Origin of the sequence: Halorhodospira halophila SL1, from assembly GCF_000015585.1 — a bacterium.
GTDB lineage: Bacteria > Pseudomonadota > Gammaproteobacteria > Nitrococcales > Halorhodospiraceae > Halorhodospira > Halorhodospira halophila.
In genome coordinates, this window is record NC_008789.1 from 1767169 (window position 1) to 1787790 (window position 20622).

17 protein-coding genes are annotated in these 20622 nt (G+C 66.5%); 3 read left to right on the top strand and 14 right to left on the bottom strand.

From position 1 onward, the window contains the following. Window positions 1-22: 22 nt before the first annotated feature. The 4 genes from bchO to idi all read right to left on the bottom strand — a co-directional run bounded on the left by bchO (window position 23) and on the right by idi (window position 4473). Window positions 23-934, bottom strand: a complete 912-nt coding sequence (gene bchO / locus HHAL_RS08155) for an alpha/beta fold hydrolase BchO (RefSeq protein WP_011814406.1) — start codon at window positions 932-934, stop codon at window positions 23-25. Between the two features lie 15 nt (window positions 935-949). Then, on the bottom strand, window positions 950-2827 hold the full coding sequence (locus HHAL_RS08160) for a magnesium chelatase subunit D (protein WP_011814407.1): 1878 nt from the start codon (window positions 2825-2827) through the stop codon (window positions 950-952). Further along, window positions 2824-3849 (bottom strand): magnesium chelatase ATPase subunit I, encoded by a 1026-nt coding sequence (gene bchI / locus HHAL_RS08165; protein ID WP_011814408.1) that lies wholly within the window; start codon window positions 3847-3849, stop codon window positions 2824-2826. Before bchI ends, HHAL_RS08160 begins: the two co-directional genes overlap by 4 nt. Before the next feature lie 96 nt (window positions 3850-3945). Next, window positions 3946-4473 carry an isopentenyl-diphosphate Delta-isomerase gene (idi, locus tag HHAL_RS08170; protein WP_011814409.1) on the bottom strand — a complete coding sequence of 176 codons (528 nt, stop codon included), beginning with the start codon at window positions 4471-4473 and terminating at the stop codon, window positions 3946-3948. Between the two features lie 214 nt (window positions 4474-4687). Between idi and HHAL_RS08175 the strand changes: the two genes are divergently transcribed. The 3 genes from HHAL_RS08175 to bchJ all read left to right on the top strand — a co-directional run bounded on the left by HHAL_RS08175 (window position 4688) and on the right by bchJ (window position 7666). Continuing rightward, entirely contained in the window at window positions 4688-5125 is a 438-nt protein-coding gene (locus HHAL_RS08175; RefSeq protein ID WP_011814410.1) for a high-potential iron-sulfur protein, read from the top strand. A 244-nt stretch (window positions 5126-5369) separates the two neighbouring features. Next, on the top strand, window positions 5370-7046 hold the full coding sequence (bchE, locus tag HHAL_RS08180; RefSeq protein WP_011814411.1) for a magnesium-protoporphyrin IX monomethyl ester anaerobic oxidative cyclase: 1677 nt from the start codon (window positions 5370-5372) through the stop codon (window positions 7044-7046). Between the two features lie 20 nt (window positions 7047-7066). Then, window positions 7067-7666, top strand: coding sequence for a bacteriochlorophyll 4-vinyl reductase (gene bchJ / locus HHAL_RS08185; protein ID WP_011814412.1), 600 nt, complete (start codon window positions 7067-7069; stop codon window positions 7664-7666). 88 nt (window positions 7667-7754) lie between these two features. Here the strand turns inward: bchJ and HHAL_RS08190 are convergent, their stop codons facing one another. From HHAL_RS08190 to bchB, 10 genes are all read right to left on the bottom strand, one after another. Beyond that, on the bottom strand, window positions 7755-9335 hold the full coding sequence (locus HHAL_RS08190) for an alpha/beta hydrolase (RefSeq protein WP_011814413.1): 1581 nt from the start codon (window positions 9333-9335) through the stop codon (window positions 7755-7757). A 15-nt stretch (window positions 9336-9350) separates the two neighbouring features. Next, window positions 9351-10166, bottom strand: coding sequence for a putative photosynthetic complex assembly protein PuhE (puhE, locus tag HHAL_RS08195; RefSeq protein WP_011814414.1), 816 nt, complete (start codon window positions 10164-10166; stop codon window positions 9351-9353). Continuing rightward, the gene (puhC, locus tag HHAL_RS08200; RefSeq protein ID WP_011814415.1) at window positions 10166-10651 is read right to left on the bottom strand and encodes a photosynthetic complex assembly protein PuhC; all 486 of its coding nucleotides are present in this window, start codon (window positions 10649-10651) and stop codon (window positions 10166-10168) included. Before puhC ends, puhE begins: the two co-directional genes overlap by 1 nt. Before the next feature lie 40 nt (window positions 10652-10691). Next, window positions 10692-11330, bottom strand: a complete 639-nt coding sequence (gene puhB / locus HHAL_RS08205) for a photosynthetic complex putative assembly protein PuhB (RefSeq protein WP_011814416.1) — start codon at window positions 11328-11330, stop codon at window positions 10692-10694. After that, on the bottom strand, window positions 11327-12163 hold the full coding sequence (gene puhA, locus HHAL_RS08210) for a photosynthetic reaction center subunit H (protein ID WP_011814417.1): 837 nt from the start codon (window positions 12161-12163) through the stop codon (window positions 11327-11329). The genes puhB and puhA overlap by 4 nt, the downstream gene beginning before the upstream one ends. Before the next feature lie 122 nt (window positions 12164-12285). Beyond that, window positions 12286-13713 carry a BCD family MFS transporter gene (locus HHAL_RS08215; protein WP_011814418.1) on the bottom strand — a complete coding sequence of 476 codons (1428 nt, stop codon included), beginning with the start codon at window positions 13711-13713 and terminating at the stop codon, window positions 12286-12288. Continuing rightward, window positions 13710-14414: a magnesium protoporphyrin IX methyltransferase gene (gene bchM / locus HHAL_RS08220; RefSeq protein WP_011814419.1), complete on the bottom strand. Its 705-nt coding sequence runs from the start codon at window positions 14412-14414 to the stop codon at window positions 13710-13712. Before bchM ends, HHAL_RS08215 begins: the two co-directional genes overlap by 4 nt. Then, entirely contained in the window at window positions 14414-15319 is a 906-nt protein-coding gene (gene bchL, locus HHAL_RS08225; protein ID WP_011814420.1) for a ferredoxin:protochlorophyllide reductase (ATP-dependent) iron-sulfur ATP-binding protein, read from the bottom strand. The genes bchM and bchL overlap by 1 nt, the downstream gene beginning before the upstream one ends. After that, window positions 15316-19065: a magnesium chelatase subunit H gene (locus HHAL_RS08230; protein ID WP_011814421.1), complete on the bottom strand. Its 3750-nt coding sequence runs from the start codon at window positions 19063-19065 to the stop codon at window positions 15316-15318. Before HHAL_RS08230 ends, bchL begins: the two co-directional genes overlap by 4 nt. Next, window positions 19040-20620, bottom strand: a complete 1581-nt coding sequence (gene bchB, locus HHAL_RS08235) for a ferredoxin:protochlorophyllide reductase (ATP-dependent) subunit B (RefSeq protein WP_011814422.1) — start codon at window positions 20618-20620, stop codon at window positions 19040-19042. Before bchB ends, HHAL_RS08230 begins: the two co-directional genes overlap by 26 nt. Window positions 20621-20622 lie beyond the last annotated feature (2 nt).

The window sequence follows — 20622 nt, forward strand, 5'->3', positions numbered from 1 at the left end:
CTTAAGTACGGTCGGGACTATGTCAACGAATATCCGCGCCACCGCGACCTTTTGGCGCGGTGGCGCGGATGGCGGCCAGGACCTGCTCGGTCACCCGATCCGGCGCTTCCTCGTGGGCCAGGTGCCCGAGACCCTGGAGGATTTCCAGGCGCGCCGACGGCAGCCGCAGGCGCACCCGCTCGGCCTGCGCCGGAGGTACGGTGCGATCCCCGCTGGCCGCGAACAGGACCAGCGGCACAGTCAGCTGCGGCAGATCCTCCATCAGGGCGTAAAGGCCGTCGTGGGTGCGCGCCATCATGCCCAGCGCCGCGGCGACGTGACCCGGATGGGTTGCCAATCGCTGATAGAGATCGATGCCGGCCTCGTCGATCCGCGAGCCGGTACGCGCCAGGACATCGGCCAGGAATACGCGGTTACGGGCCCGGAAGGCGAGCCAGAAGGGGACCAGTGGGTTGTAGGTCAGCAGGCGCGCCGTGGTGGGAAACAGGTGACCGGCGATACCCGAGAACGGCAGGAAGGCCCCATTGATGCTGATCAGCACATCGGGCTGGATGCGACCATCGAGGGCCATGCGGGCCAACAGGGCCGCACCCACCGAATGGCCAATGGCCACCCGGGGCGCGACCCCCAGTGCGTCCAGAAGCTCGGCAATCCCCTCGCCCGCACCGGAGAGGGTCTGCAGGCGGCGCGACGGCGCTGCACTGAACCCGTGTCCGGGCAGATCCAGGGCCACCACGGTGTAGTGCTCGGCAAGCCGCGGCCCGAAGTCGCGCCAGGAGTGCACCGAGGCGGCACTGCCGTGGAGCAGCAGCGCGGGCGGCCCCTCGCCGTAGACTTGCACGTGCCAACGCAACCCGCCCGCTTGGACGAACCGACTGGCCTCGTGGTTCGGCCACCCGGCAGCGTCCCGCTCCCAGGCCAACGCCGCTCCCATGACCTTCCTCCCGGTCTAGCGCCCCGTACCGGTCACTGCCTGCACTGCCGAACTGATCGAAGAGGCATCAGCTCGCGGCAGCGGCAGATAGTCTGCTCCCATCGCTTCGGCTAACTCACGGCCCATCGGACGCGGTCGCGGCGAGGTATCCACCACCAATGCCCGGATCCCCATCACGCGGATGGCACGGGCGGCCTCGGTGGCCTCCTGCTGCGCCTTGTCGCGGCCACCGAGGCCTTCCCGGGTGACATTGGCACGGCCGTCGGTGAGCAGGATCAACACCGGGGTGGCTCCCTTGCGGCGCACTTCGCCGGTGAGCTGCCGCGCGGTATCGATGCCCGCAGCCAGTGGCGTCCCGCCTCCCCCCGGCAACCCGGCAAGCCCCTTCTTGGCCCGGGTCAGGGAACGCGTCGGAGGCAGCAGCACTTCGGCCCCCCGCCCCCGGAAGGCAACCAGCGCCACCTCATCCCGGCGCACATAGCACTCGGCCAACAGCAGCTCCACCGCACCCTTGGCCTCCGAAAGCCGGTGCATGGCCGAAGATCCCGAGGCATCCACCGCGAAGATCGTCGTCGTCTGACTGCGCTGCTTGAAGCGGGTAACCCGGAAATCCTCGGGGCGGACAATGACCCGCCGCCCCGTCTGATCGTGCTCCCGCCGCAGCGGCTGCCAAGGAGCCGCCGTGCGCAGCGTCTCAACCACATTCAGTCGCGCACCCCCACCCGGGTTGCCTGCTCGCACCCCGGCCGGGCGGCCGCGCCCGCCCCCCTGCTGCAGGGCACCGGCACGCCCCGGCGTCTGCGACCGGTTGCGCTGAGCCAGCTCGCGAATTTTCATCTGCTGGAGCAGGTTATCGGGGAGCACCGCTCTTGCAGCATCCAGCACGAGCTCTGCCGGGATTTCCGCCGGCGCCTGCTCCTCGTCCTCATCCTCGTCCTGCCCCTGATCGTCTTCGTCTTGCTCACCGCCATCCTCCTCATCAGGACGCTCGTCGTCCTCCTGCTCCGGCGGCGGGGGCGGCTCTTCCTGCTCCTGCTGCTCAGTCTCCTGGGTCTCCTGCTGCTCCTCGGGCTGTTCTTCTTCCGGCTGTTGCATCTCCGGGATGCGGGTGGCCCGCGGCACCAGGATCAGTCGCGTTGCGAGCGCCACGTCCTCCTGGGTCACTTCCGTCCGCCCGGCCAGTGCAGCTGCCGCCCGGGCAGCACGCAATGCCTGCAGCGGGGCCCGCAATGAGCCGATACCCAGCGCCAGCCCACCGGCACACAGGGCCTCGGCCAACTCATCGGAGCAATGGACCTGGTCCAGACGGTCCCGCGCCGCCGCCACGTCATCGGCCGTGTACTCACAGCCGCCGGCGACATGCACCGGGATCCCGTTGAGATCGAGGTGGCACCCCAGCCGATCGCGAAGCGGCCCCACCGGCCGCTCGTCTTCTTCGGCGCCCTCATCCAGGGCGATCACCCCGAAGCGGCTCGTCATCCGCTCGGCCAGGCCGTCCCTCTCCAGCCGGACCTCGCCGTTATCGAGCACCGCCCCGAGCTTGCCAGCGGTGGCCGGGGCGATGCGCTCGGCCATGGCCAAAACGGCCACGCCGCCATCGACCTCGGCCAGCACACCCCGCTCCACCACCGGCCGGCCGGAGCGGAGCGTGGCCGTCAAATCCAGGCCACCAAGCAGGCGACTATCTGAGATATTGATCGGGATGCGGCGCCACGGCGTCTCTGCGGGCAGCAGCTCACGCGCGATCTGGACCCAGCGGTCGCGCACCGGCCCGGGCAGTGAACGCAGGCAGACGCCCCCCACACCGGGCGGGTCGATCGCCAGCAACGCCGCCGCAGTCGCCGCATCCTCCCAGGCCGACTCGGCACTGTTGTAATCGAGCGCAGCGCTCATGCAGGCAGGTGCTCCTCCACGGCTCGCTGGACCCGGGTGGTGGACCCGGACTCGTCGAGGGGATCGCGGCGAAGCCGGTGGCGCAAGGCCACGCTAGCCACCTGACGCAGATGCTTGAGCTCGACCTGATCCGCCTGCTCAAGCGCAGCGGCGGCCCGAGCAGCCCGGATCAGCGTCAATTCGCCGCGCAGACCATCGGTCCCGAGCGCGATACAGAGCGTCGAAGTGCGCTCGAGGATCTCGTCGGTGACCTCCACATGCGGCAGCTTCTCGCGCCCCTTCTCGATCCGCTCGCGCACCTCGGTGTCCTGCTCCGCCCACTTCTGCACGAACGCCTTCGGATCGGATTCGTACTCATCCCGCCTGCGCACCACCTGCATGCGGGTGTGCAGTTCCTCGGGAGTCGAGACCTCCACCGACAGTCCGAAGCGGTCGAGCAACTGCGGGCGCAGCTCGCCCTCTTCCGGGTTGCCGCTACCGATGAGGACGAACTTGGCCGGGTGGCGGACGCTCAAACCTTCGCGCTCGACGACGTTCTCGCCACTAGCGGCCACATCAAGCAGGAGATCGACGATGTGGTCCTCAAGCAGGTTGACCTCGTCGATGTAGAGGAAGCCGCGGTTAGCGCGCGCCAGCAGGCCCGGCTCGAACGCCTTTTCGCCCCGAGTTAGCGCCTGTTCCAGATCGAGCGCGCCGACCACGCGATCCTCGGTCACGCCCAGCGGCAGATCCACCACTGGCACGTTCATCTCTCGCACGTTCAGCGCCTTGCCCGACTGGATCTGCTCACGGCAGTGGTCGCAGAGGGTGTCCTCCTTATCCGGATTGCAGTGATACGGGCAGTCAGCTGCGCGAATCGTCGGCAAAAGCCCGGCCAGAGCGCGGACCACCGTCGACTTGCCGGTGCCGCGATCACCGAAGACCAGAACACCGCCGATGGAGCCGTCCACCGCAGCGATGGTCATCGCGAGCTTCATCTCGTCTTGCCCGGCGATCGCCGAGAAGGGAAACGCTGGTGCCATGGATTGTGCCGTCCCAGTTTTGAAAATCAGTGACCTTGCGGAAGCGGGCCGCCCGGCCCGCGCGCAGATTAACAGAGCGACCCGGTCGGTACAGCCCTAACCCGTCGCCCAGTCAGCAACCGGTTGTTCTTGAATCAGGCGCCGGAACCACGGCGTATACCGCAGGGGATACTGCTGCGTGTCGGCCTGGATCCGCAACGGGGCAGCCCACTCCCAGGCACCGATCTCAAGCGGATCGGGGGCCGGCTGATCCGTCGGGGCGCGGCCAATCAGCACATGGGCGTATTCATACTCGGCAAGCCCGGTGTGATGATCCTCCGCGTGGTAGGTAAACTGCGCAACCGGGTGCAGGCGAGTGACGAATCCGAACTCCTCGCCTAATCGGCGCTCGGCCGCCTCGGTCACGCCCTCGCCGGGCCGCGGGTGGCCACAGCAGGTGTTCGACCAGAGGCCCGAGAAGTGGTACTTACTATCGGCACGGCGCTGCAGGAGCAGCTCCCCTCGGGGATTGAAGACGAACACGCAGAACGCCAGGTGCAGGGTCCCGCCGTCGGCGTGGGCGCGAATCTTCTCCTCGGTGCCGACGCGCTGCCCCTCCGGGTCGACGATCACCACGTGTTCCATCGTGTCCTCCCCGCTGAGACGTCGGGCGCACATTGGGCAACATCGTCGCGCCCCCCTTGCGCCTGGCGCGATAGTACGACCATTCTCTAAACGCTGGCAAATGCGCCGTTACGTCGCACAGAACCGTATACTGGGAAGATCCATCACCGGCCCCTGAACCGGCGGTGGTGGAGTATTTGAAGGTCACCTCGACCCTGACGTGAGAGGAGCCAGAATGATGAGCAACAAACCGTGTGACCGCTCCCGCCGCAAGTTCCTGCGCCTGGGCCTGATGAGCACGGCCGCGATCCCGGCCGCTAGCCTGTTCGGCTCCAAGGCCATGGCCGACAACGGCAATAACAACAACGGCAACGACCAGACGTGGGAGATCATCAGCGAGGATGCGCCCGAGGCCAAGGGCATCGGCTACGTGCACAACCAGGCCGACGCCGACATGGATCATCCCCGCTTCGAGAGCCACCAGTTCTGCGCCAACTGCCTGCTCTACGTCCCCCACGAGGAGGACGGCGACCACGGTTACTGCGCCGCCTTCGGCATGGATGAGAAGCGTCTCGTCAATGCCAGCGGTTGGTGCTGGGCCTGGGAAGATGCCGGTGATGCGGCCGAGATCGGCCCCCGCGACGTCCCCGAGGATCAGCTGCGGCGGGGCTGACGCCCACCGCCTCAGGTACGGGGTGAACCAGCCGGGCGGGAGCGCCCCCGGTTGCTGCGCCAGAGACCGCCGGGCTGCCTGGTACAGGCGCCCGGCGACGTCTTATTGGCTTGACTGATCACCGCGCTCACACGTTATCGAAGATCCAGCGTCAAGGACCCTAGACAGCAGGCGGTCTAGCCGTGCAAGTTACGCGGATAGACCGAATCACGCAGTTACCAAGGCAGTCGCGGAGGCTCGACCCATGCGTATCGTCTTCATCCATCCCAACTACTCCTCGGGCGGTGCGGAAATCGCGGGCAATTGGCCCCCGGCATGGGTCGCCTACCTGGCCGGCCACCTTAAACGCGCTGGCTACGACAACATCCGGTTCATCGACGCGATGACCAACGACTTCTCCGACGAGTACATCCGCGAGGAGCTGGAGAAGGAGAAGCCGGACGTCGTGGCCACCACCGCGATCACGCCGTCGATCTACGTCGCCGAGCGGAGCCTGGAAATCGCCAAGGAGGTCGACCCCAACGTCGTTACTCTCATTGGCGGCATCCACCCGACCTTCATGTATAAGCAGGTGCTCAGCGAGGCGCCCTGGATTGACGCGGTGGTCCGCGGCGAAGGCGAGGAGATCATGGTCAACCTCGCCCGTGCGATCGATGAGGGGCGCTGGCCTAGCGACCGTGAGTCCATCCTCGGCATCGCCTACCGCGACGGCGAGCAGATTGTCGCCACCCCGGCCGCACCGACGATCAAGGATCTCGACAGCATCGAGCCGGACTGGGGCATTCTGGAGTGGGAGAAGTACACCTACATACCGCTCAATACCCGCGTCGCCATCCCCAACATGGCCCGCGGCTGCCCGTTCACCTGCTCCTTCTGCTCGCAGTGGAAATTCTGGCGGGATTACCGGATTCGGGATCCGAAGAAGGTGGTCGACGAGATTGAGAAGCTCGCCGACGAGCACGATGTCGGTTTCTTCATCCTTGCCGACGAAGAGCCGACCATCAACCGGAAGAAGTTCATCGAGTTCTGCCAGGAGCTGATCGACCGCGGCCTCCCCGATCGCGGCATCCTCTGGGGGATCAACACGCGCGTCACGGACGTTCTGCGCGACGAAGAGCTCCTCTCCTTCTATCGCAAGGCCGGGCTGATCCACGTCTCCCTGGGGACTGAGGCGGCTGCGCAGCTCAAGCTCGACCGCTTCAACAAGGAGACGACCGTCGCCCAGAACAAGAAGGCGATCGAGCTCCTGCGCAACGCGGGCATCGTGGTCGAGGCCCAGTTCATCGTCGGCCTGGAGAACGAGACCGCCGAGACGCTTGAAGAGACCTACCAGATGGCCCAGGACTGGAAACCGGACCTCGCCAACTGGGCCATGTATACCCCGTGGCCGTTCTCCGATCTGTTCCGGGAGCTCAAGGACACCGTCGAGGTCTACGACTTCGAGAAGTACAACTTTGTCACCCCCATCATCAAGCCGCAGGCGATGGACCGGGGCGAGCTGCTCGATCGCACCATGAGCAATTACCGGCGCTTCTACATGCGCAAGGCCCTCTTCTCCTACCCCTGGGCGGGCACCGGCGATCGACGCAAGTACCTGTTCGGGTGTCTCAAGGCGTTCCTGAAGGCCGGCTTCCAGCGCAAGTTCTACGACTTGGGCAAGCACGGGTACTGGGGGCCGCAGACCCGCAAGAAGGTCAGCGAGAACATCGAGAAGAGCTTCGACAAATCGCGCACGCTCTCCGAGGCCCAGCGGGCGGAGTACGAGGAGCAGGCCTCCAAGGAAGAGATCAAGGCCGCCCGGTCGCATAAGGCCGGTACCGAGACCGAGCGCACTCCGACCGAGGCACCTGTGCAGGTCCACCGAGACGGGGTCCCTGGCAAGGGCAAGCAGCAGAAGGCTGCCGAGACCGACGAAGTCTGAGGCGCTCAGGGGGGAACGCAGTGGCCGAGCAACACCATGAGGCCCGCATCGGGCCCAACGCGATCCTGCAGGTTGCTGCGGCGCTACGCGCCCTGGAAGACGAAGAGACAGCCCGGCGGTGCTTCGACGCTGCCGGGCTGTCCCGGTGGTTCGAGCACCCGCCCGAAGAGATGGTCCCCGAGACGACGGTCGCCGCTCTCCATCAGCGGGTGCGACGGGAACTCGGGCCGGAGCGCGCGGAGCGGGTCATGCTCGATGCCGGCGAGCGCACGGGCGAGTATGTCCTGAACAACCGGATCCCGGCTCCCATCCGCACTCTGCTGCGGGTACTCCCGCCACTCTTGGCCGGGCCGCTTCTGCTTAAAGCCATTTCCCAGCACGCGTGGACGTTCGTCGGCTCGGGACAGCTGACCATTCGGCGAGGCCAGCCGTGCCTGCTGGATCTGGCCCACAACCCGGTGATTGCCGATGAGCAGGCCGAAGGCCCGGTGTGCCACTGGCACGCAGCCGCCTTCGAGCAGCTGTTCCGGTCGCTGGTCAATGATCGTTCGACGATCCGCGAGACCCAGTGCGCCGCAGCCGGCGACGAATCCTGCCGATTCGAACTGCACTACCGCTGACACTGACCACCGTCGGCCGACTCCGACCTGACCCTCGCCTCGCTGGCCCACAGCCCCGTCTTGGGCCCGACCTGGATGAGTCGTGGTATCAGCCGGCAGCCCCTCCCAGCATCGGGAATGTCACGCCCAGTGCCCAAGCGAACGCCACCGCGTTGGCCAACCCGGCAACCAGCGGATGCCCCGTATGCCGGTAGACCCACCGGCTGAACAGCCCGTAGACCAGAAAGAACACCAACACGACCGGGACGATCAACAGCAGGAAGAAGAGCCCATCCGGGTCCAGCGCCACGGCCAGCCCCAGAGAAACCAGGAAGAGCACCTTGGTGGCGGGATAGACACCGCGACGCATCCCCTGCCCGCGGGTCAGCCACTCGTCGGCCAGGAAGTACGGCAGCGTACCCGCCACCATCGCCAACAACAGCGGCAACCGTTCCACGGCTGGATAGAAGACCGTCACGAACTGATCCAGCACCGCGCCGAGCACCAGCAGGCAGTAACCGATCACCGCTGCAGCCCCGAGCAACCAGCGCCGCCCCGCTCCGCCACCCAACGCGATGGCCGCCGCGATGCCGCGCGGACCCGGCCGCCCAGCGGTCCACCACAGCAGTGCGGCGCTCAACGCCCCGAACAGCGCGAAGTGGATAGCGACGTAGTCCCCGATCACCACCGGCAGGAAATCCGTCGGCACGGGAGCAAGGAGCAGTGGCGTAGCAAGCGCCGGGATACCGGCGACAACCGCCAACCGACGCCACCCCGCGCCAGCGCCCCGCCCCGCCGCTGAAACCCGCGGCAACAGGCGCGCCCCCGGCCGCGCCAGGGCAATCACTGCCGCCAACAGGAGCGCGACCCATGGACCGCGCGCAGCGACCCAGCGCTCGCTATCGCGCCCGAACGCCTGGTCCAGCCAAGACACGGCCTCTTCCAGGCTGACCTGACTGTAGAGCACCGCGACGTGCTCCACCCCGGGGGCCACAGCAATACGCCGCGCCGTACCATCGGGGAAGTCGCCATAGGTCCGGCCGATCTCCACCTCTTCGGGCTGCAGATCGTCAAAGGCCATGGCCACCACGCGTTGGCCCTCTTCCTGCAGACGGCGCTCGAACCCCCCGACAACACTCATCAGGTTGCCAGGCGTCTCAGCGTCCACGGTCGGCGCGAACATCGACACTCCCACCGTGGCCAGCACATCGTCCCGCTGCTGGGCAAAACGCACGATGATATTCGAGGCCATGGAGTGGCCGAGCACCGCCAGCTTATCGTCCTCGCCCATCAACTCGGCACGAACATACTCGGCGACCCGCTCGGTCTGATCCACCAGTGCCTGGGCCGCGCCGTCCTGCGCGGTAATGTCTCCGTGCAGAGGCCGCGGATTGCGGCCGTGGCCAAGGTAATCAAAACTCACCACGGTGTAGCCGTTGCCGGCCAACGTCAGGGCGAACGGTTCCATGAGCGGCCGCGAACCGGCGAAACCGTGGGAAACCAGCACCACCGGTCCCGCCTCTTCGGCCGCGGGGCGATAGATGGTGGCCGGAGTCTGATCGATCGTCAGCGCCTCGCGCTCGATCCCGGCCTCGTCGCTCAGCAGCTGGTACAGGGCCAAGCCAATCGCCGCCAGGGCGATCCCTGCTAGTCCCAAGTCCCGCCACGCCGTGCCTCGACCCCCGAGCATGATTCGCCCTTGCCCTCAGGAGGAGGACGCGTCCGCGTCGGCGGTCTTCGTCGCCACCCCTTGATCACCGCGATTGCGTGCTTTGAGCCCCCACTGCCACAGGAACGCCGTGGGCATCGGGATGACCAGGAACCAGTGCTCGAGGATAGCCAGCGCCATCAGCGTCGCAACGAGGGTCAATCCCACCGCGGTGAACGCGTCGATCCCCGGCGCCATGGCCGCCTGCACCAAGAGCACCAGCGCCACCGTGGAGATGCTCACCGAGAACGGGAAGAAGAGATTCATCGGACGCCGGCGCATGAAGCCGCGGAGGAAATGCATATGATCCGGGACGAATTCCTCGTTGAGGTTACGCACCCCCAGGAACACGTTGACCCGCGCGCTCTCGTGCATCCAGGCCAGCACCAGGAATGTCCACAGCGCCACCAGATTGCCGTCTCCCCAGGTCAGGATCGCCAGGACCACGCCGAGCACGACAATTGCCACCTCGTGGTAGACGTTGCTTTGCAGGGCGTGGCCGAAGTGACGCCAACCTGAGCAGTCCTGCGGGCACCGAACCTGCCTAGGTCCGGTCAGGTAGTTGGTATAGTAGCTCAGCTCGACCCAGGCCCAGACGAGGAGTGCGCTGGTAAAGGCGAGGTAGGCGCCTCCTACGGAGGTGTCCGTGCTGGTCGCCGCCACCCCGTACAAGCCGAGCGCCAGGCCGACTGTGCCGCCGAGCATGCTCCAGCGGAACGTGTGCACCGGGAGGTTGTCCAGGTAGATCACCACGCCCGTGCTGAACCACCAGAGGAACAGCGCGAAAAGCGCCGGAAGAAGGTACTCGACCATTACGGCCCCTCGACGCTGTTCTCGTCGTCCTCAGTCTCCAGGAACCGGGCGAAGGCGCCGGCGTTGTCCTCGCCGAACGCCGCGAGATCCACGCCCTGGCCAGTGACTGGATCCTCGAGGATCAGCCGCCCGTCTGCTTTGCCCTGGAGTACAAACGGGACCTGATCACTGCCGCCCGTGCGGACCCGAGACCGCGCGAGCTGCCGGACCGTCTGGCGCATAAAGGACTCTTCGCCCTCGCCGGCCGTCATCAGCACGTCGCCCGAACGGCCATCCCGCACGACGATCTCACCGTCCTCATCGCTGAACGAGAGCGCGCGCTCGGCGACCGGCGGTTGGAAATCCGACCCCGTTGTCCCGAGGACCAGTTCGGTGTATAGGACGTAAACGGTCAGCATCAGGATGAGGCCGAGCGCGGTCACCGGCATGATGACCTTGGAGATCGGTCCCGCCTTGAGATGCTCGTCTTTTTCGGAAGATGCCATGGTCAGATCGTCTCTCCGGCATAGGTCAACGCCGCCACGCTCAGGAGTGCGCGGCGGCTTCCTGATCAACCCCGGAAGCGGTCTGCGTGCCCTTCTCCCGTGCCCGGTGGGCCTCCAGCGCCTCGGCCAGGATCCGCGCCGCCTCGTCGCCATCCGGTACAACCCGGAGCGTCGGCTCGGGGGGGCTCAGCCGCCAGGGCCGAACGTGGGGCCAAAATAGCAGAAAACGGACCTTCTCGCCCTCTTCAAGCCGCACAGAGACGTCACTGGTGCCATCCCGGTGCCTGGCGAGATTCGCCGCCTCGATCCGGTCAAAGGGCAGGTTGACCGTCGTCGGCAGCGACGCTCCGATGCGCATGACCACTCGGCGATTGGTGATCGAGTAGAGTGTGGTGGTAGCCATCCATCGGGCCAGCGCCATCAGCAGCCCTACCGCCACCGCACCGATCAGTAGTTGGTTCACGGCGTAGCCGCCCGCGGCCAGCACCCCTTCCCCCTGGATTAGGGCATCGGTAGCGAACCAGGCGCCAACGATGACGAAATAAGCGCCGACCTTGCGGACGTGAAGCGCCCGCTTGGCGAGCGTCCACCAAGCGGGCTTACCCTGCCACAGGATCTCTTCCCCATCCGGGAGCTCCTCAGGGAGCCCCGGGATGGGTTCGAACTCGTGCGTCCTCAAAGGAACGGCTCCGTGCGGCCAGGCACCGCGTACAGGACACCGCCACCGTAGTAACCGGTGATGAAGTCCTCTTCCTGCGGCGAGATGCGATCCGACTCGCGCAGTCGCGGCACATCGGTGAACTGCTTACCGGTGATGGCGTTCACGCGTACCTTGCCGTCGTAGCCGACCCGCGCGAAGTTGATGGGCAGCAGGACCCGATCACTGCTGGAGCCCACACCGGAGAGGTCCATTTCCAGGTACATCGGGCGCAGCTCGCCACGATCGACCCAGATATCGACGATCTTGCCGGCGACCGTGCCGTCACAACCAAGCACCTGATCACCACGCGGATCGGGGTCGAGCTGCGGCCAGAAGCGCCGGACATCACGGCTCATGCCCACCTCAAACTCGGTGGCCACCCGCAGCGGGGCAATCTTCTGGTTGCCGGCGTGGGTGACCTCCGGCTCGTCCTCACGCTTGGCCCAGGCGGCGGGACCGACGCCGTCGACCATCGGGTTGCCCGTCGGCTCAAGGGGCGCACCATCCCAAGGCGCGGTCGGGGCCGCACGCAGCTGGGTGTTGAGCTCGTAGTCGGTCTTCTCAGCACGCGGGACCTGAATGCTGCGGCCATCCGCCAGCTTGAAGGTCTTGGGACTCGGCGGGGCCGGGAATCCCAGCTTCTTCTCCGGAGTCCGGTTGCAGTTTTCGTTCGCTTCCGCCTGCAGCGGATACCCCTCGCGCTTGTCCTCCATCCGAAGATAGACGATCAAGCCGGCCAGAAAGAGCCAGAACGCATAGAGCGTCATCTGAGCTACGTTCATGTAGTCAGTAAGAGCGCCAGTTCCTTCCATAACGAACCTCCACTCGAAAGGGCCTTACCGATTCAACGGCTTGGCCTGTACGAGACGACGATGACGTTTGCCTAACCCTGCCACGCTTGGCGCGCCAAGGGCCCGTGGTGCGACCGTAGTCGCTAGTAACCCGACTCGTTGGACGTTGCTGTCGACGGCGATACGTTACTCTCCCCCTCTCTTGTAAACCGCGCCAGCGGCCACGCCGCGACGACCATGGCGAGCAGCAGCACGATCTCCGCCGAATAGACCACGCTGTACCCTGCCGCCGGGTGCAGGAACAACTCCGGCAATCTGCCGGCCTCGGCCAGAGCCGGAACCAGATCGGAGATCCCGGCCCCGATGGCCAGTGCGGCACCGAGCACGGTCGCCTGCACTGCACCCCACGCGCCGATGGCAATGCCGCTCTGCTCGCGCGTCGCCATCGACATCGTTGCGGCGAGCGTCCCGACGTAGAACAGGGCCCCTCCGACCCCGATCCCGACCTGCCCGACCCGGAAGATCGTCGGCGAGTCGAGGGGTGCCGAGACGATCACCAGCGAAAACGCCAGCACGCCAACCAGGGCACCGATGGTCGCCGCGCCGTAGGCGTTGAGTCCGCGCTCAAGGGCCATCTTGGCGAACCAGAAGCCGATGAGCATGCCGATCGCCCACAACCCGGTCAGCAGCGTGGTGCCGGCGACCTCCAGACCCAGGACCGCAGCCCCGTAGGGCTCGATGATGATGTCCTGCATCCCGAAGCCGGCCGCACCGATGCCGGTTACCACCAGCAGGCGAACCACCGGACCCCTCTGCATGAAACTTTGCCACGACTCGCTTAGCGGTGGACGCGGTCGATCGACGCGGCTGCGTTCCGGGTCCCGCGGCTCCTGCCGCCACAGCGCAAACACATTCAGCGCCCAGATCACCAGCGCCGCGCCCTGGAGCACCTGCACCAAGCGCTCGTGGCTGAAATCGGCGAGCAGCACATAGAACACACCGGTGGAGATCACCATGCCGACCAGCAGCATGACGTACATCACGCCGACCACCTGGGGCAGCTTCCCCTCGGGGGCCAGATCGTTCGTCAGTGCCAGACCGGTCGTCTGGGTGACGTGCACACCCAGGCCGGACAGGAAGAAGGCCAGCGCCGCCCCCAGGGAGGCGAGGAACGGCGCATCAGCGCCATACTCGGACTGTACCAACAGGCCGAAGGGCATCACCGCCAGGCCGCCGAACATCAATAGCGTGCCAATCCACAGATACGGTACCCGACGCCACCCCAGGGCCGAGCGGCGATGGTCCGAACGGTGCCCGATGAGCAGGCGCAGGGGCGCGAACAGGATCGGCAAGGCGATCACCGCGCCAAGCAGGGACGCTGCGATACCCAGCTCGTGGATCATCACACGGTTGAGGGTCCCCGTGAACATGACGTAAATCATGCCCACGGTGACCTGGAACAGGGACAGACGCAGGATTTGCGTCATGGGGAGTTCCCGGGTGCCGACCTCGGCAAACGGGACAGCTAAACGGCGCAGACGCGCCTTGAGCAGAGACGCGGAATCCGTCATGGTCGCTGCAGCTCTAGTGCCTGAGAAATGTAGAAGCCCCGCGCGATCTTCCGTGTGCGGCCGATCTCCCACCCGCTCCCGAGCGTGGCATCCTCTCCGATGGCCCGACGCAGGCGCCGCTCGGCAACCGGCTCGATCGCCGGCGAGCGATCCCCCTGCGGGAAGAGCTGGCCGACCGCGTGCATCGTGGCCAGCAGCGGCGTCCGCGGCGCGAACGTAAACACCATCTGCCGCCGGGTACGTTTGGCCAAGCCGGCCAGTGCCGCCACGGCATCCGCACAGGGATAGTGGATGAGGACATCCATCGAGACCACGCGATCGAATTCACCCCAGTCTGGGTCGAGCATATCGCCGACGTGGTATTCCAGCTCGCCGGTGCCCAGGTCCGCTGGCCTCCGCTGGTGGGCGATGTCGATCAGGTTCTGCGAGACATCCACGCCCACCACGTGGGCACCCCGACGAGCCGCCTCGACGCTCAACTCGCCCGGTCCGCATCCGGCATCCAGGACCCGCTCGCCCGTTAGATCGGCCGGGAGCCAGTCGAGCAGCGTCTGTCGCATCTCGCCCCGGCCGGCGCGTACCGTCGCCCGAACACCGCTGACCGGGGCATCCGAGGTGAGCCGCTCCCAGGCCTTGGTGGCCGTGCGGTCAAAATAGGTGGTCACGCGGCTGCGGCGCTGTTGGTAGGACTCCGTCGGCATCAATCAAACCCCAGCAGATCGAAGACCTCACGATCTTTCAGCGGTGAGGGGCTTAGCGGATCGACACCGTTCCAGAGCGCGGCCGCCAGGCTGAGGTACTCGTCACGCACGCGCTCAAGCTCCTCGGACTGCTCCTCGAGTTCGAACAGAGTTGACTTGTGGAGCCGACTGCGACGCACGACATCATAATTGGGCACGTGCGCCAGCGTGCGCAGACCGATCCGCTCGTTGATCCGGTCGATCTGGTCCGTGCGCTCGCTACGGTTGGCGATCACCCCACCCAGGCGCACCTTGTAGTTTTTCGCCTTCGCCTGGATCGCGCCGGCGATCCGGTTCATGGCGAAGATCGAGTCGAAGTCGTTGGCGGTGACGATCAGGGCCTGATCAGCGTGCTGCAGAGGCGCTGCAAAGCCACCGCAGACCACGTCGCCGAGCACGTCGAAGATGACCACATCGGTCTCTTCCAGGAGGTGGTGCTGCTTGAGCAGCTTGACCGTCTGTCCCACCACGTATCCGCCGCAGCCGGTTCCGGCCGGCGGTCCGCCCGCCTCGACACAGAGGACGCCGTTGTAGCCTTCGTACACGTAATCCTCGGGGCGGAGCTCCTCCATGTGGAAGTCCACCTCCTCGAGGCTGTCGATGACGGTCGGCACCAGGCGTTTGGTCAGGGTGAAGGTCGAGTCGTGCTTCGGGTCACAGCCGATCTGCAGCACTCGCTTGCCCAGCTGGCTAAAGGCCACGGCAAGGTTCGACGAGGTCGTGCTCTTGCCGATACCGCCCTTGCCATAGACGGCAAAGACCTTGGCCCGGTCCATACCGCCGGTGGATTCCATGTGGACCTGCGAGCTTCCCTCGCCATCGCCTCGGCCTCCGATCCCGGACACCGGCACCGAGCCATTGCTCATGCGGCCTGCTCCTCCTCGTTGACACCCTCGTAGTAATCCTCGAGCTCGTCCCCGGCACGCCGCAGCGCCTCGAGCGTCTCCTCATCGGGATTCCAGTAGTTGCGCTCGTGAGCCTCAAGCAGCCGGTTGGCCAGCTTCGCCGACGCCGCCGGGTTGAGTTGCGCCATGCGCTCGCGCATTTCGTCGTCGAGCATGAAGGTCTGCGTGAACTGCTGATAGACCCACGGCTGGACCTGGCCGGTGGTTGCGGACCACCCCATGGTGTTGGTCAGGTGCACCTCGATCTGGTGCACCCCCTCGTAGCCGTGCTCCAGCAGCCCTTCGTACCACTTCGGATTGAGCATCCGGGTCCGCGTCTCAAGCGCCACCTGGTCCGAGAGGGTCCGCACCTTGCCCTCGCCCCGGGTCTGGTCGCCGATATACACCGGCACGTGCTCGCCGCCCCGGGAGCGGGCCACGGCCCGGCTGATGCCGCCGAGCGTGTCGAAGTAGTGGTCGACGGTGGTGACGCCAAGCTCGACCGACTCCAGGTTTTGATAGGTCAACTCGACGCCGGAGAGCATGCTGCCGAGCAGCTCCTCCTGACGCACCGGTTCACCACTGCGCCCGTAGGCGTAGCACTTGCGCCGGGTATAGGTATCGGCCAACTCGTCCTCGTCCTCCCAGGCCCCTTGGTCGATCATCGAGCCAACGTTGGAGCCGTAGGCACCATCGGCGTTAGAGAAAACCCGCAGCGCCGCGGTCTCGAAGTCGCAGCCATGCTTCTCCTGATACGCCAGGGCGTTGCGACGGATCGGGTTCATCTCCAGCGGCTCATCCTCGGCGCACGCGGACAAGTAGGCCGCCTCAGCCAGCACCCGGGTCTGCAGCGGCAGTAGATCGCGGAAGATCCCGGAGAGCGTGATCACCACGTCGATGCGCTTGCGACCGAGCTCGTCCAAGGGGATGAGTTCCGCCCCGGCCAGCTTGCCGAAGCTGTCGAAGCGTGGCCGGGCACCGATGAGGTAGAGGGCCTGACCGATCGGCGCCCCCTCGCTCTTCAGGTTGTCCGTGCCCCACAGGACCATCGCGATCGAGTCGGGCAGTTCCTGCCCCTCTTCGCGGTGCTTGTCGAGCAGGCGCTCAGCCTGCCGCGCGCCGTCCTGAACGGCAAAGGCACTGGGCAGACGGTAGGGGTCGAACCCGTGCATGTTCCGGCCCGTCGGCAGAATCTGCGGACTCCGCAGCAGGTCGCCGCCCGAGACCGGAGGCACGAAACGGGCGTCGAGGGCATGGATGATGCCCTGCAGCTCCTGGTTCTCCGCCAGCTTCTGCGCGGTATCAGCCAACCCTTCGAGGGCCTCCTCGGTCATCTCGGGGTCGACGCTCTCGGACTGGGCCAGGGCCTCGCGAGGCGAGTGTCCGTCCACCAGCGCCTCGACGCAGGCCCGGTCCACCGCCACTCCGTGGGTCGTCTCGGCCATGGTCACCAGCTGGTCGATCCGGCCCTCGCGGGACGGGGGCTGCCCAACCACATGGAGCCCCTCGGGGATGAGGGTGTACTCCATCTCCAGGATGTCTTCGCTGAGCTGAGCGATCCGCTGTTCAGCCTCTTCTTCGCCCCATTCTGGCTCCAGCTCAGCGAGGTCGACCTCGGCGGCCTGGGCCTGGATCAGGCGGGCCAGCTCGGTGCGCTCCTCCACGTTATCCGGCGGGGCCGAGCGGTAGCGCTCCACGGAAGCCTTGAGCTCCAGCAGGCCCTTGTAGAGGCCGGCCTTGCCAACCGGCGGCGTCAGGTAGCTGATCAGCGTGGCGGCCGAGCGACGCTTGGCGATCGACCCCTCAGAGGGGTTGTTGGCCGCGTACAGATAGTAGTTGGGCAGGTCGCCGATCAGTCGATCCGGCCAGCAGCCGGCGCTCATGCCGCACTGCTTGCCCGGCATGAACTCCAGGGCGCCGTGCGTACCGAAGTGGAGCACGGCATCCGCCCCGAAATCCTCGCGGATGTACCGGTAGAAGGCGCACATGGCATGGGTCGGCGTCAGCCCCTTCTCAAAGAGCAGCCGCATCGGGTCGCCCTCGTAGCCGAAGCCCGGCTGCACGCCGATGAAGACGTTGCCGAACTGCGCGCCGAGGACATGGATGGACTGCCCGTCGCTCTGCGCCTTGCCCGGCGCCGGCCCCCACTGCTCCTCGATCTCCTTGAGGTAGGGCTCGCGGGCCACGTAGTCGTCGACCGTCACTCGGTGGTGCACGTTGGCGTGCGCACCGTAGTTGGCCGCATTGCCCTTGATGATGCGATCACGCAGGTCATCGACGGACTCAGGCAATTCCACCCGATAGCCGGCGTCGTCCAGTTCCACCAGGGTGTTATAGAGCGAGGCGAACACCGAGAGATAGGCCGCAGACCCCAGCGCGCCGGCCTCGGGCGGGAAGCTGAAGATCACGATGCTCAGCTTGCGCTCGCTGCGCGCGCTGCGCCGCAGACGGATCAGCCGATCGACCCGCGAGGCCAGCATCTTCGCCCGCTCCGGGTGCACCTCCATCCGGCACACCCCGTCGGGGCCAGGCACCGCGGCACGGCCGCCGAAGACCACCGGCCCGGTCGCACCATCGAGTTCGGGGATGGCGACCATCATGGTCGTCTCCACCGGGGTGAGCCCACGATCGGACCCCTCCCACTGCTCCAGGGACTGGAACTCCAGGGCCTGGGCATTCAGGTAGGGCACATCGAGCCTTCTCAGCAGCCGCTCGGCGGCCCCGGAATTGTTGTAGGCCGGCCCCCCCACCAGCGAGAAGCTGGTCAGCGAGATCACCGCATCGACGCAGGCACGACCGTCCGCCATGAAGAACCGCTCGACGGCCGGACGGTTGTCGAGACCGCTGGCGAATGCCGGGACGACACGATACCCCCGGCTTTCCAGGGCCTCGATGACGCCGTCGTAGTGCGCCGAGTCGCCGGCGAGCACATAGGAGCGCATCAGCAGAAGGCCCACCGTCCCGCGCGAGGCACCACCCTCCGGTTCCGGAAGATCGTTGGGGTCATCGCCGATGCGCCGCTCCATGCGGGGGTGATAGACGCCGACATCGGGGTACTCGATGGGGTCCTGCACCTCCAAAGAGCCGCGCAGGCCGCTGCGCGGCCCTGCTGCGTAACGGTTCACGAGGAACCGGACCATGTTCTCGACGTTCTCGTCGGAACTGGCCAGGAAGTACTGCCAGGTCAGGAAGTAGGCCCGCACATCCTGAGCCGTGCCGGGGATGAAACGCAGGATTCGGGGGATGCGGCGCAGCATTGCAGCCTGCTTCTCCCCCGAGGTGCTGTCGTCATCGTCCTGCTGCTCCGCCTTGCCCTTCTTCCCGCGCAGCTTTTTGAGCAGGGACATCGGACCGCGCGTGCTGCCGTCCATGGTGAACTTGCCCATCCGCGTGAGCTTCATCACCTCGCCAGCCGACATGATGCCGACCAGCGCATCGCAGTCCTCCCGACGCGCCTCCAGATCCTGGCGCACGGGCTCGATGTGCTCCTCCATGAACAGCATCGTCGCGACGATGATGTCCGCCGAGGCGATCCGCTCCCGGGCACGCTCCAGCGCCGCCGGGTTGTTGTTCCAGTCCGAGGCGGCGTGGTAGCTCAGCTCCAGGCCGGGGATATCGCGTTGCAGAGCCGGCCGCGCGCGCTCCACGGCGCCTGCCATGTGGCTGTCCAGCGTGATGATGGCGACGCGCACCGGCGTCGGGTCAGCGACTGAAGTGGGCTTTGGCATCGTAGATCGTCTCCACTGTTATTGTCGCAATGCCTCGGTCGGCGGCGAAGCGCTCGGTATTGCGCCGGGCCTTGCCCCGCACGAAGAACGGGATCTTTTTCAGTTCGGCTTCGGCCTCCGGCGTCCAGCGCACCTCAGCGCCTTCCTCCGACTCGGCGACGGCGACCGCCGTCTCGGCCTGCCCCTCTTCTCGAGCCGCCCCCCCGGGAGAAGGCGCCGCGCCGGCCTCCAGATGAGAGGGGGCGTCAGCCGTGAACTCGAAGTCTTCCTTGAACATCCCGAGCAGATGCTCTTCCAGGCCCATCATCAGCGGGTGGACCCAGGTATCGAAGATGACGTTGGCCCCTTCCAGGCCCATATTCGGCGCATAGCGGGCCGGGAAGTCCTGAACATGGACCGGAGCCGAGATGACCGCGCACGGCACCCCCAGGCGCTTGGCGATGTGCCGCTCCATCTGGGTACCGAGGACCAGCTCGGGGCTGGCCTCGGTGGCGGCACGCTCGACCTCCAGATAATCATCGGTGATCAACGGCTCGACCCCGTAGGCCTTGGCGGCCCGGCGAACCTCCCGCGCCTCTTCACGGGCGTAGGTGCCCAACCCGACCACCTCGAAACCCAGTTCCTCACTGGCGATGCGCGCGGCAGCCACCGCGTGGGTGCCGTCGCCAAAGATGAAGACCCGTTTTCCGGTCAAGTAGTTGGAGTCGACGGATCGGCTGTACCAAGCCATGCGGGCGTTGGCATCGGCCACCCCCTGGCTGACGTCCAGTCCGGTCACCCGACCGACCTCGGCGAGGAAATCGCGGGTCGCGCCGAGGCCCAGCGGCACCGTGGTAACGGTCGGCTGGCCGAAGCGGCGCTGCAGCCACTCGCAGGTGGAGCGCGCCACCTCGGGATAGAGACAGACGTTGAAATCGGCTTCGGGGATGCGACGCAGATCCTCGGGGCTGGCCCCGAGCGGTGCGACCACGTTGACCTCGACCCCGACGGACTCCAGCAGCCGGGTGACCTCCTGCACATCGTCCCGGCAGCGAAAGCCCAGCGATGTCGGACCGAGCAGATTGGCACGGGGGGCGCGGCTTGCGTCCGGCTGCGCGCCCGCACTCGCACCATTGGTCTCAAGGAGGCCGCGGACCAGTTGATAGAACGCCTCGCTGGCGCCGTAGCCCTCCTTGCGGGAGTACGCCGAGAGTTCAAGCCCGATGACCGGTACGGGCAGATCCATGCCCTGGGCCAGGTCGCCGGGCTGATCCTGGAGCAGCTCCGCCGTGCACGAGTCCCCGACCAGCAGGGCCTCGGGCTGGTAGCGCTCGTAGGCCGCGGTGACCGTCTCACGCACCAGCTCGGCGGTGTCCCGCCCGAGATGCCGGGCGTTGAACGTGCTATAGCTGACCGGCGGCCGCCCCGGGCGCCGCTCGATCATCGTGAACAGCAGGTCGGCGTAGGTATCGCCCTGGGGCGCGTGGAGGACGCAGTGCACTCCCTTCATCGACGCGGCGATGCGCATCGCGCCGACGTGGGGTGGGCCTTCGTAAGTCCAGAGCGTCAGCTGCATCC